This window comes from Nocardia sp. NPDC051981 (assembly GCF_040680715.1).
Taxonomy (GTDB): Bacteria; Actinomycetota; Actinomycetes; order Mycobacteriales; family Mycobacteriaceae; genus Nocardia.
The window spans coordinates 163540-176975 of sequence record NZ_JBFAXK010000011.1 but is presented as its reverse complement, the minus strand read 5'-3'; the positions used below and the strand labels follow the sequence as shown (position 1 = coordinate 176975).

Annotated in this window: 13 protein-coding genes; 8 read left to right on the top strand and 5 right to left on the bottom strand. The window is 68.5% G+C overall.

Annotated features, from left to right (window positions below):
• Window positions 1–16: 16 nt before the first annotated feature.
• A complete protein-coding gene (gene asnB / locus AB0L60_RS21005; RefSeq protein ID WP_364616401.1) occupies window positions 17–1984 on the bottom strand; it encodes an asparagine synthase (glutamine-hydrolyzing) in 1968 nt (655 codons plus the stop codon).
• A 565-nt stretch (window positions 1985–2549) separates the two neighbouring features.
• Here asnB and AB0L60_RS21000 point away from each other — a divergent pair.
• Window positions 2550–3560 carry a cytochrome c oxidase subunit II gene (locus AB0L60_RS21000; protein ID WP_364616573.1) on the top strand — a complete coding sequence of 337 codons (1011 nt, stop codon included), beginning with the start codon at window positions 2550–2552 and terminating at the stop codon, window positions 3558–3560.
• 12 nt (window positions 3561–3572) lie between these two features.
• A complete protein-coding gene (locus AB0L60_RS20995; protein WP_354847810.1) occupies window positions 3573–3989 on the top strand; it encodes a cytochrome c oxidase subunit 4 in 417 nt (138 codons plus the stop codon).
• 132 nt (window positions 3990–4121) lie between these two features.
• On the opposite strand, the gene AB0L60_RS20990 is transcribed toward AB0L60_RS20995, so the two are convergent.
• Together AB0L60_RS20990 and AB0L60_RS20985 are read right to left on the bottom strand one after the other, a co-directional pair.
• Window positions 4122–4940 (bottom strand): SDR family NAD(P)-dependent oxidoreductase, encoded by an 819-nt coding sequence (locus AB0L60_RS20990; protein WP_364616397.1) that lies wholly within the window; start codon window positions 4938–4940, stop codon window positions 4122–4124.
• 122 nt (window positions 4941–5062) lie between these two features.
• Window positions 5063–6322, bottom strand: a complete 1260-nt coding sequence (locus AB0L60_RS20985; protein WP_364616394.1) for an FAD-dependent oxidoreductase — start codon at window positions 6320–6322, stop codon at window positions 5063–5065.
• A gap of 167 nt (window positions 6323–6489) precedes the next feature.
• Here AB0L60_RS20985 and AB0L60_RS20980 point away from each other — a divergent pair, with 167 nt between their 5' ends.
• The 4 genes from AB0L60_RS20980 (at window position 6490) to AB0L60_RS20965 (ending at window position 9150) form a co-directional block, all read left to right on the top strand.
• Window positions 6490–7692: a hypothetical protein gene (locus AB0L60_RS20980; RefSeq protein WP_364616391.1), complete on the top strand. Its 1203-nt coding sequence runs from the start codon at window positions 6490–6492 to the stop codon at window positions 7690–7692.
• 69 nt (window positions 7693–7761) lie between these two features.
• Window positions 7762–8316, top strand: a complete 555-nt coding sequence (locus AB0L60_RS20975) for an NADAR family protein (protein WP_364616388.1) — start codon at window positions 7762–7764, stop codon at window positions 8314–8316.
• A gap of 29 nt (window positions 8317–8345) precedes the next feature.
• Entirely contained in the window at window positions 8346–8882 is a 537-nt protein-coding gene (locus AB0L60_RS20970) for an NUDIX hydrolase (protein ID WP_364616385.1), read from the top strand.
• A gap of 10 nt (window positions 8883–8892) precedes the next feature.
• A complete protein-coding gene (locus tag AB0L60_RS20965) occupies window positions 8893–9150 on the top strand; it encodes a hypothetical protein (RefSeq protein ID WP_364616383.1) in 258 nt (85 codons plus the stop codon).
• A 39-nt stretch (window positions 9151–9189) separates the two neighbouring features.
• Here AB0L60_RS20965 and AB0L60_RS20960 read toward each other — a convergent pair whose 3' ends face one another.
• Entirely contained in the window at window positions 9190–9939 is a 750-nt protein-coding gene (locus AB0L60_RS20960) for an SDR family oxidoreductase (protein WP_364616380.1), read from the bottom strand.
• A gap of 84 nt (window positions 9940–10023) precedes the next feature.
• Here AB0L60_RS20960 and AB0L60_RS20955 point away from each other — a divergent pair, with 84 nt between their 5' ends.
• Window positions 10024–10851: a helix-turn-helix domain-containing protein gene (locus AB0L60_RS20955; RefSeq protein WP_364616377.1), complete on the top strand. Its 828-nt coding sequence runs from the start codon at window positions 10024–10026 to the stop codon at window positions 10849–10851.
• A gap of 112 nt (window positions 10852–10963) precedes the next feature.
• Window positions 10964–12136, top strand: coding sequence for an FAD-dependent monooxygenase (locus AB0L60_RS20950; RefSeq protein WP_364616374.1), 1173 nt, complete (start codon window positions 10964–10966; stop codon window positions 12134–12136).
• A gap of 131 nt (window positions 12137–12267) precedes the next feature.
• Here AB0L60_RS20950 and AB0L60_RS20945 read toward each other — a convergent pair whose 3' ends face one another.
• Complete coding sequence (locus AB0L60_RS20945) at window positions 12268–13155, bottom strand: helix-turn-helix domain-containing protein (RefSeq protein WP_364616371.1); 888 nt, start codon at window positions 13153–13155, stop codon at window positions 12268–12270.
• Between the last annotated feature and the right edge of the window lie 281 nt (window positions 13156–13436).

Sequence of the window (13436 nt, the reverse complement as noted above, 5' to 3'; positions counted from 1 at the left end):
TTAACGTGAAGCCGGACTACAGGTTGACCGGGTAGGTCGGTTCCTGGATCTCGGGCTTGATGCGGTTCTCGACGAAGATGCCGTGCCAGATCATGAAGACGATCAGGGTCCAGAGGCGGCGGCTGTGGTCGACCGGGCCGGTGCGGTGGGCGTCCAGCATGGCCAGGATGGCCTGCTTGTTGAGCAGGTGGTCGGTGCCGGACTCGGTGATCTGGGCGCGGGCCCAGTCGTAGAGCTCCGGGCCGCGCAGCCAGTGGCGCAGGGGGACCGGGAAGCCGAGCTTGGCGCGGTTGAGGACGTGCGGGGGCACGATGTCCGTGAGCGCCTGGCGCAGGGCGTATTTGGTGGTTTCCTTGGTGATCTTCTGGTCGACCGGGATCTTCTCGGCGACCTTGAAGACCTCGGGGTCCAGGAAGGGGACGCGCAGTTCCAGGGAGTTGGCCATGGTCACCTTGTCGGCCTTGACCAGGATGTCGCCGCGCAGCCAGGTGAACAGGTCCAGGTGCTGCATGCGCGCCACCGGATCCCAGTGGTAGCCCTGCATGGCGTAGATGGGGGCGGTCACGTCCTGGTGGGTCCACTCGGGGCGGAATTCCCGCAGCACCGAACGCAATTGGGCGTCGTTGAAGCTGCGGGCGTTGCCGTAGTAGCGCTCCTCCAGGGTGAGCGAGCCGCGGTGCAGCAGGCTCTTGCCGCGGGTGCCCTCCGGAATCCGGTCCGACAGCTTGCCCGCCAGCCTGCGCAGCGGCTTGGGCAGGAATTCGAAGGGCTTGAGCGACAGCGGTTCCCGGTAGATGGTGTAGCCGCCGAACAGCTCGTCGGAGCCCTCGCCCGACAGCACCACCTTGACGTGCTTGCGGGCCTCCTTGGCCACGAAGTACAGCGGCACCAGCGCCGGGTCGGCCACGGGTTCGTCCAGGTACCAGACGATCTCGGGAATGGCGGCCGCGTACTCCTCGGGGGAGACCATGCGGATGTAGTGCTTGGCGCCGATGGCCTCGGCGGTCTCGGCCGCCACGTCGGCCTCCGAGTAGCCCTGCCGCTCGAACGCCGAGGTGAAGGTCAGCAGGTTCGGGTTGTGCCGGATGGCCAGCGCCGCAATGGCGGTGGAGTCGATACCGCCGGACAGGAACGCGCCGACCGTGACGTCCGCGCGCATGTGCTTGGCGACCGAGTCCTCGAGTGCCTCCGCGATCTCCCGGTACCGCTTGGCCTCCGAGCCCGCTGCGAACTTCCGCACCCGGAACTGCGGGTTGAAGTAGCGGGTCACCCGCGGGGTCTCGCCCGGCTCGACCCAGGCGTAGCAACCGGATTCGAGGCGGCGAACATCCTTGTGCAGGGTCTCGGACTCGGGCACGTACTGCAGCACCGTGTAGTGCTCGAGCGCGCGCGGGTCCAGGTCATCGGAAAGCTCCAGCGCCGGAAGCAGGCCCAGCAGGCTCTTCTTCTCACTGGAGAAGGCGGTGCCGCCGGCGCCGGTGGCGACGAACAGCGGCTTGATGCCGAACGGGTCGCGCGCCAGGAACAGCTTGTTCAGCTGGGTGTCCCAGATGGCGAAGGCGAACATACCGCGCAGCCGGCTCGGGGCCTTGGCACCCCAGTAGTGGAAGGCGGCCATGATGGCCTCGCCGTCGCCCTCGGTGCGGAACATCGGCTCATCGCCGAACTCCGCCTCGTGCGCCTCCTTCAGCTCGGCGCGCAGCTCGAGATAGTTGTAGATCTCGCCGTTGAAGGTCATGGCGTACCGCTCGGGGTTCTCCGGCGGACCCCAGCGCAGCGGCTGGTGCGAGTGCTCGATATCGATGATCGACAGGCGGTTGAAGCCGAAGATCATGCGGTCGTCGTTCCAGGTGCCGCGCTCGTCGGGGCCACGATGGCGCTGGCAGTGCAGGGCCTCGTACACCTGTGCCGCGGTGGTTTCGACCGTCCGCCCATCCGGAGTAGTAGCCGTTGTAGCTGTCAGAAATCCGAGCAGACCACACACTGCGCCGAGAACCTCTTTCCGGGGTCTAGGGATTGGGGCGTACCCGCACGGGCACGCTGAACGCGAAACCTACTGCCCGAGTATGCCGTACCGGGGCGGATCATGCTCAGCCCGTATCCAACACCGATATGTTCGCAGCCCGCCTCGGTCTGGACTGCGCTCCGCCTCCCCGCGCTTGTAGCGGAAGCCGGAGCGAAGCGGAGGAGCGGAGGAGGGAAGACCGAGGTGACAGGGCTGCGAACAGCCGGAGCGAAGCGGAGGCGATTGGACAGAGCGTGTCGAAAGGGACCCAGTCACAACAGGGGCGGTTCTTTGGTCTACGCTGCGTAGTACTTGGGAAACTCTCAGGGTCGGTTGCGCGTTCGCGCGTATCCTCCCCGAGGTCCAGAACTGTGCTGAAAATGTGTCGCCCGGCGGAAGGGAGTCCGGGCGACGCGGTGTCGGAATGACGACCAGGAAGGCGTTGAGCGTGGCGCACAAGGCGAGCGAGGCGATAGGGGCACGACCCGCCCGGGGTCGGCGGGGCCGCATCCTTCGGCGGGCCGGGCTGGCGGTGTCCTTGGGGATGACCGCGATGCTCGTCTCCGGCTGCTCGATCGACAACCCGTGGCTTCGGTTCGGCTGGCCTTCGGGCATCACGCCGCAGGCCACCCGCATGCGCGAGCTGTGGACCTGGTCCGTGCTCGCCGCCCTCGCGATGGGCGTGCTGGTCTGGGGCCTGACCTTCTGGACCATCGCGTTCCACCGCAAGAAGCCGAACTCCCCGGAGTTCCCGCGGCAGACCGGTTACAACGTGCCGCTGGAGCTGAGCTACACGGCGATCCCGTTCGTGATCATCGCCGTGCTGTTCTACTTCACCGTGGTGGTGCAGAACTACGTAAACGAGAAGGTCGGCAACCCGGACGTCACCGTCGACGTGACCGCCTTCCAGTGGAACTGGAAGTTCGGTTACCAGAAGGTCGACATGCAGATCGACGGCCAGCCCGCTCGGTACACCTATGACGGCGTCGACCACCAGCGCCAGGACATGAACGCGGACATCCAGGAGCGCTACAAGGAAGCGACCAAGGATGGCCACCCGCAGCCGGGCCCGAACAATGGCCTGCCCGCGAACGACATCTCGTACCTGCACTACGACAAGGTCGAGACCGTCGGCACCTCCAACGAGGTTCCGGTCCTGGTCCTGCCGTCCGGCAAGAACATCGAGTTCCAGCTGGCCGCCGCCGACGTCATCCACTCGTTCTGGGTGCCGGAGTTCCTGTTCAAGCGCGATGTGATGCCGAACCCGAAGCAGAACAACTCGGACAACGTCTTCCAGATCACCAAGATCGAGAAGGAAGGCGCGTTCGTCGGCCGATGCGCCGAGATGTGCGGCACCTTCCACTCGATGATGAACTTCGAGATCCGCGTGGTGTCCCCGGCGGACTTCCAGAAGTACATGGACGCGCGGACCAAGGACCACAAGACCAACGCCGAGGCGCTGGCCAGCATCGGCCAGTCGCCGGTGGCGACCTCCACCAAGCCGTTCAACACCGACCGCAAGGCGCGCGGTAACGAACTCGCCGACGCCAAGTGAGGATGAACTGACATGAAGGTCGAAGCTCGCATCTTCGAACTGATCACGGTCTTCTTCGTGATCGTGGCCGTCGTGTACGGCTACTTCACCGGCCGCTCGCGCACCGGCGTCGAGTGGGCGGGTACCACCGCCATCGTGCTGTCGGCGGGTCTGGCCCTGATCGTGGCCACCTACTTCCGCTTCGTCGCCCGTCGTCTGGACCTGCGTCCCGAGGACTACGAAGAGGCGGAGATCGTCGACGGCGCCGGCGACCTGGGCTTCTTCTCGCCCGGCTCGTTCTGGCCCATCCTGCTGGCCGGTGCGGGCTCCATCGCCGCCCTCGGCTTCGCGTTCTTCCAGTTCTGGCTGATCGGCCTCGGTGTGATCTGCATCCTGGTCGCCGCCGGCGGCCTGGTGTTCGAGTACCACCTCGGCCCGGAAAAGCACTAACGTAGGTCACGAAGCGCCCCACTCGGAATCCGGGTGGGGCGCTTTGCTGTTCGCGTATAGGTCGGGAATGTGACCGGGGGAGAACGGGTTTCGGGCTCGCTGGGTGCGAGTCCGGGAGACCTTCGGTCGGGCTCAGATGCCCAGGGCATGCTCGAGACGGGTGGTCCGCGGGGACATGGAGGTCAGACCCAGGAGGGCTCGGGGGAAACGGGGCTGGATCTGCGGCGGGCGGGTGCGGATGGCGGTTTCGATCCAGCGGGCGGTCTCGGCGGGGTCCTGGGCGGGGTTCTCGGTGCGGTAGGCGGGGGAGCCGGAGTCGAGTGTGAAGGCGGGGTACCGGACCGTGGTGACGTGGATGCCGCGGGGGGAGAGTTCGGCGTCGGCGCATTGACCGAAGGTGGTCCAGGCGGCCTGGGCGCTGGCGTAGGCGGCGAAATTGGGGGCGGCGCCGGTGTCGGCGCTCCAGGGGCCGACATTCACCACGTGGCCGGAGCCGCCGGCCAGCATGGCGGGCAGCAGGCCGAGGGTCAGGCGCAGGGGGCCGAAGTAGTAGGCGGCCATCATGCGCTGGTAGTCGCGGAAGCGGTCCAGGGATTGCAGCACCGGGCGGCGGGTGGGGCGGCCGGTGTTGTTGACCAGGACGTCGACGGTGTCGAACTCGGTGAGCAGCCACTCGACCAGCTGATCCACATCGCCGAGGGCGGCGATGTCGCAGCGGAACCAGTGGGCGCGGCCCCCGGCCTCGATGATGGTGGCGCACTCCTCGACCAGCTGGGAGCCGTTGCGCGCCACCAGGATTACCTCGGCACCGTGAAAACCCAGTAGTCGCACGGTCTCTCGGCCGATCTCCGAACAGGCGTCGGTGACGACGATTCGTTTGCCCTCGAAAGGGCGTTCCCCCGCGAGGGATCCGGGGGTGCGGGGACGGCGGGCAGCACGGAATTCGATCATGGGACAGGCAACCTTCATCTGAGGATTGAGCATGAACCATGCACCGGCACCCCGCCGACAGTGCCGATACCGCCGCCCCGCCCGGCTGCTAACCGATAGCCGGGAGTGCGGCGGAACACATTCTATTCGGTCGGGTCATAACGCCGGGCGCGTTCGGCGAGACAGATCTCGTCGATTGCGGACACGATGTCCCGCAACAGCTCCGAGGGCAGCGCCGCCGGTCGCAACCGGCAGGTGAAGGTGATGAAGCCGTGGTCCTCGTTGTCGAGTTCGCGCAGGTAGCGAGACCGTACGCCATAGGTCATGGCGGAGATGACGGTGAAGCAGCCGGTGCGTTCACGGTGCCCGGCGAACAGGTCGTGCAGGCCGTGGAAGACGCGGGCGTAGGAGGACAGGGGCGCGAAAACCGAGACGCGGTAAGCCGGTCCGCGCTCGGAGGAGCTGATGACGGTGTCGGCCAGGTACTCGGCGTCGCGCAGGGTCAGCACCTTCGGAGCGAACATGAGCGCGCCGGCGGCGGCATTGCGGACCGGCATACCGGCGCGGCCGCCCGCGGATGCGGCGATGGCGCCCAGCGACTTTCGGGCGCGCGCGCCGACCTCGCGGCGGGCGCGCAGCGAGAGGTTGGGGGTGGTGGGGTGCAGGCTCGACCACTGTCCGAAGCGCACGGTGCCCAGCTGCACGGTGCCGGTACCGACCGGCCGGGCAACTTTCAGGGGCGCGGTGTCCACCCAGCGGCCCACCTGCAGCATGGCGTCACCCGGCGACTGGATCTCGCGGTAGGAGTGCTCCACCCAGGTGTCGAAGTCCAGGAACCGGTGCGCGTCGGTGGTGAGCCAGGTGCGGTCCTTGTCCACGCTGGTGACCTCGAGCGTCAGCGCGGTGATGATCCCGGTGCGCCCGCCGCCGCCCAGGATCCGGCGGAACCGCTCCGTGTGATGGGTGCGCCCGCAGGTGCCGAAACGCCCGTCCTGATCGACGTATTCGAGCTCGGCCACATTGTCGCTGAACATGCCGAAGCGATGCGACGCCGCCGACAGCCCGCCCACCGCCGCGAACCCGCCCGCCGTGATGTCTCGATGGTCGCCGACCACGGGCAGCCCGAGCCCGTGCGCGCCCAGCGTCCGGTCGATGTCGTAGAGGCGCGCCCCCGCCTGCACCCGCACCGTCCGGGCGTCGGCGTCCACCACCTGGACCCGGTTCATCTTCCGCAGGCTCAGCACGCTGCCCTGATCGGGCAGCGCGAGCTCGTCCTCCGGCCGTTCCCCACCTCGGATGATCAGCGGTTTCGTCGAACGACGTGAATCCCGAACGGTCCGAACCACATCCGCGGTATCGCGGGGCAGAAATTCGTCGGGGTGGGTGGAGACGGGCGTGCTCATGGCGCTACAGCTAACCATAGTCACGCGCATTGTGCTCGTCCTTGGACGGGCGTCCTAGTGAGCACTGCGCGGACACGCCGTGAACAGCGCGTTTTAGGTTGTGGGACACAGGTTCCCTGCGGGTTTGCGGGGCGCGTTTGTCACCCCTCGCGCGTAGAGTCCGGGCCATGAGTTTCCTGGGCGGGATGTTCGGTTCGCCACGAAATCGGTTCGGCAAGAAGGTCTTGGAACAGGTGCTCGGCTACGAGGCCGTGGAGACCGCGCACTTCGACACCGAGGCGTTCGAGATCGGCTACCGGCTGAAGAACGGGTACGTCGCCAAGATGAACCTGGGCACGCTGTACCGCCGGTTCGACGGGAAGATCACCGCCGGGCTGTTCCAGGCCGTCGACAACCTCATCCTGCCGCCGGAGGCCCCGCAGGGCTGGGAGCAGGTGGCGCCCAGGCTGCGACCGGTGCTGCGGAGGGCCGGGTACGGGTCCGGGGCGATACGGGTCGGCGAACTGGAGGGGCGGGACCTGGTGCTCTCGCGCCCGGCGCTGCCGTTCCTGACCGAGATGGTGGTCATCGATCTGCCCAGCACCGTGCAATTCGTGACGAAGCAGGAACTGTCGAGCTGGGGCGTGGACGCGGAGCAGGTCTATGCCGTCGCGCACGCCAATCTCACCGAGCTGGCCATGAACACGCTGGAGGCCCTCGAACCGCCGCAGGGGATGCGGGTGATGGACTTCGTCGACGACGACGGCGAGAGCTATGTCGGTTCGCTGCCGCTGGTGGCCGGGTGGCTCGAGGGTGTGCGGGCCCGAACCGCCACGCGCCCACTGCTTTTCCTACCCGGGCACCTGGGCATGCTGGTCGTGCTGGGCGCGACGCCCGCCGCCCTGCCGCAATTGCTGGCGCTGGCGGCGGAGCGGCTCGAGGGCGCGCTGCGACCGTTGTCCGCGGTTCCGTACACCGTCGACGACAACGGCGACGTGGTCCCCTTCGAAGTGGCCGCGGACCATCCGGCCCACGGGCTCATCCGCCGCGCGCACGCGCAGCTCGCGGTGGGGGCGTATCACGCGCAGACCGAGCGATTGCGCGCCGAGGCGGAGCGTGAGGGCGCGATCATGGAACTGCTGCACGTGCGGGCGCCCGACAGCAGCGAGTACACCATGACCTCCTGGACCGACGGGGTCACGAATCTGCTGCCCGCCGCCGATTTCATCTGCTTCGTCACCGGCGACGGCGATGTCTTCCGCGTCGCCTGGGAGGACGTGTCCGGGCTGGTGGCACTGGAACTCGCCGCCGAGTACGACCCGCCGCGCTATCGCGTGCACGACCATCCGCCCGCCGAGATCATGACCCGCCTGCGCGCACTCGCGACCTGATCGCGGCGCGTCGGCGGTGTGGCGCGATATCCGCACGATTCTGTCACCTCGGTCGGCTAGGGTCGCGGCGTGGACAGGGCGCAGCTGACAGCGGACATGGCCGACGGGGCGAGACCGGAGTTCCTCTTCTTCTGGGGGCACACCCGCACCCCCGGCCACGAGGTCGGCAAGTGGGTGCTCAGCCAGTGGTGGCCGGTCGAATTCAGTGTCGACGGCCAGAACTACGGCAGCGCAGAGCATTTCATGATGGCCGAGAAGGCGCGCCTGTTCGGCGACGAGGACATGCGCACCCGCATCCTGACCAGCGACACCCCCGCCGACGCCAAGCGCATGGGCCGCGCCATCTCCGGCTTCGACCAGGACACGTGGGAAGCCCACCGCTTCGACATCGTGCTGCGCGCCAGCATCGCCAAATTCGGCCAGCACGAACAGCTCCGCGACTTCTTGCTCGCCACCGCCGGCAAGGTGCTCGTCGAAGCCGCTCCCCGCGACACCATCTGGGGCATCGGCCTGGGCGCCGACAACCCCTCGGCCACCGACCCGGCGCGCTGGCGCGGCGAGAACCTGCTGGGCTTCGCCCTCATGGACGCCCGGGACGCCCTGGCCCCGGCCCGCCAGTCCTGACCCACCCCGCGGTGGGGGAGGATCGGGGGATGGACATGCTGCGGAGTCGTGAGGTGTACGCGAATGAGTGGATCACGCTGCGGGAGGACGTGGTTCGGCAGGCCGACGGGGAGGAGTCGGTGTACGCCTACATCCGGAAGGCGGACTTCGCGATCGTGATTCCGTGGGATGGCGAGCGATTCCACCTGGTCGAGCAGTATCGGTATCCGCTGGGGCGCAGGAGCTGGGAGTTCCCGGGCGGGGCGGTGGCGGGGCAGAGCGATCCGATCGCGGTGGCTCGGCAGGAGTTGCGGGAGGAGACGGGGTTGCGGGCCGGCCGGCTGACGGCGCTGGGGAAAGTGGCTCCCGCCCCTGCCACCAGCACGCACTACGGGACCGTGGTGCTGGCCACCGAGCTGACGGCGGGGCCGCACGAGCGGGAGCCCTCCGAGATGGACATGGAGTCCGCCTGGTTCACCCGGGACGAGTTGGAGGCCATGATCCTGGCGGGCGCGATCGTGGATGCCCAGAGTGTGGCCGCGTATTCCCTGCTGTTGCTGCACGAAAGGCGCGGCGGGCTGGGCTAGCCCGGTCGGCGTGCTCGGTCGCCACGGGAGCGGTGAGCAGGGCGACCACTATCAGTGCCCCGCGGCGGGCGTCACCGCGGCCCGCCACCACGATGGCGATCAGGTTCAGGACGGATCCGGCGGCCAAGGCGGATTCGGCGGTGGCCAAGGCGGATTCGGCGATCAGAACGGACCACGCGACCAGGGTGACTGGTGGTTCGTCCACCACTGCATCCAGCAGCACGAGTGGTGGCAGCAGCGGTGCCGCCGCGACGGCCCCGACATGTGACACCGCGGTGACCCGCAGCCGAACGGCAGCTGGGAGGCCTCACCATTCGATGCGGCCGTACTCCTCCTGTCCCCAGATGTGACCCCAGAACGTGCCGGTCGGGCCGTCGGCGGGCAGTGTCGCGAGGTGGACGCTGGGCTCGGCGCCCTGTTCGGCGGTGCGGAAACCGCTGTTGGCGTTGAGATCCGTCGCCGTGTAGCCGGGGTTGGCGGCGTTCACCTTGATGGGGGTGTCCTTCAGTTCGAGTGCGTACAGGACCGTCACCATGTTCACGGCGGTCTTGGACGAGGTGTACGGGATGGCCGAGACCATGTGCGACATGGGGCTGTTCGGATCGGTGCGCCCGGCCAGGGAACCGACCTCGCTGGACACGTTGACAATCCGGGCCGCCTCCGCGCGCCGCAGCAGCGGCAGCAGGGCATTGGTGACGGCGACCAGTCCGAAGACATTGGTCTCGTATACGTGCCGGAGAGTGGCGAGTGTTCCCGACGACGGCTTGCCGTCACCGTCGAGGCCGCCGCTGATGGCGGCATTGTTGACAAGGATGTCCAGCCGGCCGAAGTCCGCCTCGACCTGGGCGGCCGCCGCGGCAGTGGACTGCTCGTCGGCGACGTCGATCCGGACGAAGTGGGCGTCCGCGCCCTCGGCCCGCAGTTTGGCGGCCGCGGCCTGCCCGAGTTCTGGATCCCGCGCACCGAGCAGGACGGTCATGCCGCGCGCGGCCAGCTGCCGTGCGGTCTCGTAGCCGATGCCCTTGTTGGCGCCGGTGATGAATGCGGTGATGGTCATGGGAGAAGCATCACGCCGGGCGGGTTGCGGCGGGAGGACCGAGTTGTACCACCCAAAATCGAGACAGCGGCCCACACTGGAGCCATGGCTGACAGGAGCGAACTCGCGGCCTTTCTGAAGGCTCGGCGTAATCGGCTGACACCCAGCGATGTCGGCCTTCCCAATGGGCTCAACCGCCGCGCCCTGGGATTGCGCCGGCAGGAGGTGGCACAGCTGGCGGGAATCTCGGTGGATTACTACATCCGCATCGAGCAGGCCCGCGGTGCGAAGCCGTCGCGGCAGGTGCTGGCGGCGCTGGCGCGGGCGCTCATGCTCACCGTGGACGAGCGGGAATACCTGTTCCGGATGGCGGGGGAGTCGCCGCCGGTCACGGCCGGGCCGCACAAGACTGTGCCGCAGGCGGTCCGGTCCATCCTCGACAATCTGGCGGCTCCGGCGTATCTGGTGGACGCGACCTATGAGGTGCTCGCCTGGAACCGGGCGGCCACGCCCTTCGTCGGCGATCTCGACACCGTGCCCGAGCACGAGCGCAATATGATCCGCTGGATGTTCCGGGAGGCCGCCGACCATCCGCAGTGGGCCGACGCCGAGACCCGCGACTTCGCCCGCGCCCTGATCGCCGATCTGCGCGCGGCCTATGCCCGGTATCCGGGGCATCCGGCGCTGGCCGCGCTGGTCACCGAACTGCTGGGCACATCGAAGCGGTTCGCGGACATGTGGGCCGCCCACGATGTGGAGGTGCGCCGGATCCACCGCAAGCGCATCCGTCATCCGGAGCTGGGGCCGCTGGACTTCCACTGCCAGGTGCTGCACATCTCCGACACCGATCAGCGGGTCATCGTCTACTGCGCGATGCCGCACACCCGGACCGCCGCCGTCTTCCAGTCGCTGGCCGCCGCCACCGACGGCTGAAGGTTTGCCAACATTCGTTGGCCAACAAGTGTTGACATGACTACGACCGGGTCGTACGGTCTAAATCAACAGACGTTGGCCAACAAACGTTGGCAGAGCCTCAGGAGTCGTCATGAACACCGTCCCCGCCACCGCCTCGGTCGTCATCGTGGGTGCCGGTCCCGCCGGGCTGACCGCGGGCATCGCCCTCGCCGACGCGGGTGTGAACGTGGTGTTGCTCGACAAGCTGGCCGAGGGCGCCAACACCTCCCGCGCGGTCGTCGTGCACGCCCGCACCCTGGAGGTGCTCGAGCGGTTCGGCGTCACCGAGACCCTCCTCGAGCGCGGAATCGTGGTGCCGCACTTCGTGATGCGCGACGGCGACCACGTGCTGGCCCGCATCTCGTTCGAGGGCCTGCCCACCGCCTACCCCTACACCGTGATGATCGGTCAGGAATCGACCGAGGCGATCCTGCTGGCGCGCCTCGAGCAGGCGGGCGGGCAGGTGCACCGGCACACCGAGGTCACCGGCGTCGTCCAGGACGCCGACGGTGTCACCGTCTCCTTCACCGATGCCGACGGCGCCGCGAATTCCGTTCGCGCGGACTGGGTCATCGGTGCGGACGGCATGCACAGCCCGGTCCGCGAGGCCGCCGGGATCGGTTTCACCGGCGCCACCTACCCCGAGTCCTTCGTGCTGGCCGATGTCCGCATGACCTGGCCGGACCCGCGCGACGAGGTCTCCCTGCACCTGTCGCCCGAGGGTGTCACGGTCGTCGCGCCACTGCCCGACCCGCAGCCCGACCGCTTCCGCATCGTCGCCACCGTGGCCGACGCTCCCGAACATCAGGATCTGGCCTATGTGCAGGCGCTGGTCGACGCCCGCCGGCCCGGTGCGTACGCGAAGATCGAGGAGATCGTCTGGAGCTCGCGCTTCCGCGTGCACCACCGGGTCGCCGACCACTACCGCGCCGGGCGCATCCTGCTCGCCGGGGACGCCGCGCACGTGCACAGCCCGGCGGGCGGCCAGGGTATGAACACCGGCATCCAGGACGCCGCCATGCTCGGCCGCCTGCTCGCCGCGGTGGTCGCGGGCGCCCCCGAGTCCACCCTCGACGAGTACGAGCAGACCCGTCGCCCGGTGGCACTGGGCGTGGTCAGGTTCACCGATCGCATGACCCGTATGGCCACCCTGCGTCCGGTGCCCGCCCGGCTGGTCCGCAACCTCGTCATCAGCACCGCCGCCCGCATCCCGGCGTTCCGTCGCAACATGGCCTACCAGCTCTCGGAACTGGCCAATCGCTGACTGCCGCAGCATGATTCGGCGGCCCGCACCCTCGGGTGCGGGCCGCCTGCCGGGTGGGATTCGACGATCACGCCGCGTCGATCAGTGGCCGTCGCAGTTATCAGTGGCCGTCGCAGGACGCGGATTACGTCTCAGCCGCGCAGGGACGTGGTGACGGTATCGGCCGCGGCAATGGTGGCGGTGGCCAGCTCGTGCAGGCGGGCGGCGGGGAGATTGGTGTCGGGGCAGGAGACGATCGACGCGATGACCGAGCCGTCGGAGGCGAAGATCGGGGCGGCCACCGAGACGACCGCATTGTGGTCGCCGAGTTCGGCGGGGAGATAGTCGATGGTGATGAGGTCGGCGATCATGGCGCTGAGACGGTGCCGCAGCGGATCGGTGACAGGGGAATGGCGAAGTGCCCCCAGGGCTTCCAGCATGGGTGCGGACTCGTCGGCGAGGCGTTCGACGGAATAGCCGCGGGCGGCGATGACGTCGAGGACCGCGGTGAGGCGGGGGCGGTGGCGCGGGTCGGCGGCCTGCAGCCAGGTCTCCCGCTCGGATTCCGGTGCCCAGGCGATGAATTCGCGGCACACCGGCGGCGCGAACGGCATGCGGCGGGCGGGGCGGATCCACGGGACCGACGGGGTGCCGAGCACCTCGGTGATGACGATGGCCTCCTGTTCCCGCTCGGCCAGGAAGATGGGGACGCCGTGGGCGGCGGCCAGTGCGTGCATGGGCTCCACGGCCAGGCGGCGCAGCGGAAAAGCGGTGTCGGCTCGCCGCGCCACCGCCAGTAGGCCGAGGCCGAGGCTGTAGTTCCCCTCGCTGTCGCGCACGGTCCAGCCGTCGGCGGCGAGCTGGGTGAGCACGGCGTGCGCGGTGGCCCGGGACATGCCGGTGGCACGCACGATGCGGGCCAGCGAGAGGCGCTCGCCGGAATGCCGCGACAGCAGCTCGATCGCCTGCACGACCCGGTGGGTCGGCGGTGAGGCGGGCGCGGAACCTGCTCCGGCCGCCGTTCCCGGTTCGGAAGCCACAGGGGCGGTGGTGGATTCAGGCAACTCGATCCCTGCTGGTGTCGGTCCCGGCGCTGCGGGAGGTTCGCGCCCGATCGTATCGACCGGGGTATCGGTCATCCGCACCGGAGTGGCCCGGATCCGGTGTGTCCGAGCTACTCCGATGCGCGGCAATTCGGACGCGGGTATTGACCGTCGCCCGGGTACCGACCTATCGTCGGTGTCACATTATCGAACAATAGCGTCGAATATTCGACACCGCAAGGTCGAATGACCGGACGGATCGGATGACGCGGCGAATG

What these genes read in the sequence shown, in the direction of transcription:
- AB0L60_RS21000 (WP_364616573.1), top strand. Translation starts at nt 2,550, where the DNA reads ATGACCGCGATGCTCGTCTCCGGCTGCTCGATCGACAACCCGTGGCTT.
- AB0L60_RS20995 (WP_354847810.1), top strand. Translation starts at nt 3,573, where the DNA reads ATGAAGGTCGAAGCTCGCATCTTCGAACTGATCACGGTCTTCTTCGTG.
- AB0L60_RS20990 (WP_364616397.1), bottom strand. Translation starts at nt 4,940, where the DNA reads ATGATCGAATTCCGTGCTGCCCGCCGTCCCCGCACCCCCGGATCCCTC.
- AB0L60_RS20985 (WP_364616394.1), bottom strand. Translation starts at nt 6,322, where the DNA reads ATGAGCACGCCCGTCTCCACCCACCCCGACGAATTTCTGCCCCGCGAT.
- AB0L60_RS20980 (WP_364616391.1), top strand. Translation starts at nt 6,490, where the DNA reads ATGAGTTTCCTGGGCGGGATGTTCGGTTCGCCACGAAATCGGTTCGGC.
- AB0L60_RS20970 (WP_364616385.1), top strand. Translation starts at nt 8,346, where the DNA reads ATGGACATGCTGCGGAGTCGTGAGGTGTACGCGAATGAGTGGATCACG.
- AB0L60_RS20960 (WP_364616380.1), bottom strand. Translation starts at nt 9,939, where the DNA reads ATGACCATCACCGCATTCATCACCGGCGCCAACAAGGGCATCGGCTAC.
- AB0L60_RS20955 (WP_364616377.1), top strand. Translation starts at nt 10,024, where the DNA reads ATGGCTGACAGGAGCGAACTCGCGGCCTTTCTGAAGGCTCGGCGTAAT.
- AB0L60_RS20950 (WP_364616374.1), top strand. Translation starts at nt 10,964, where the DNA reads ATGAACACCGTCCCCGCCACCGCCTCGGTCGTCATCGTGGGTGCCGGT.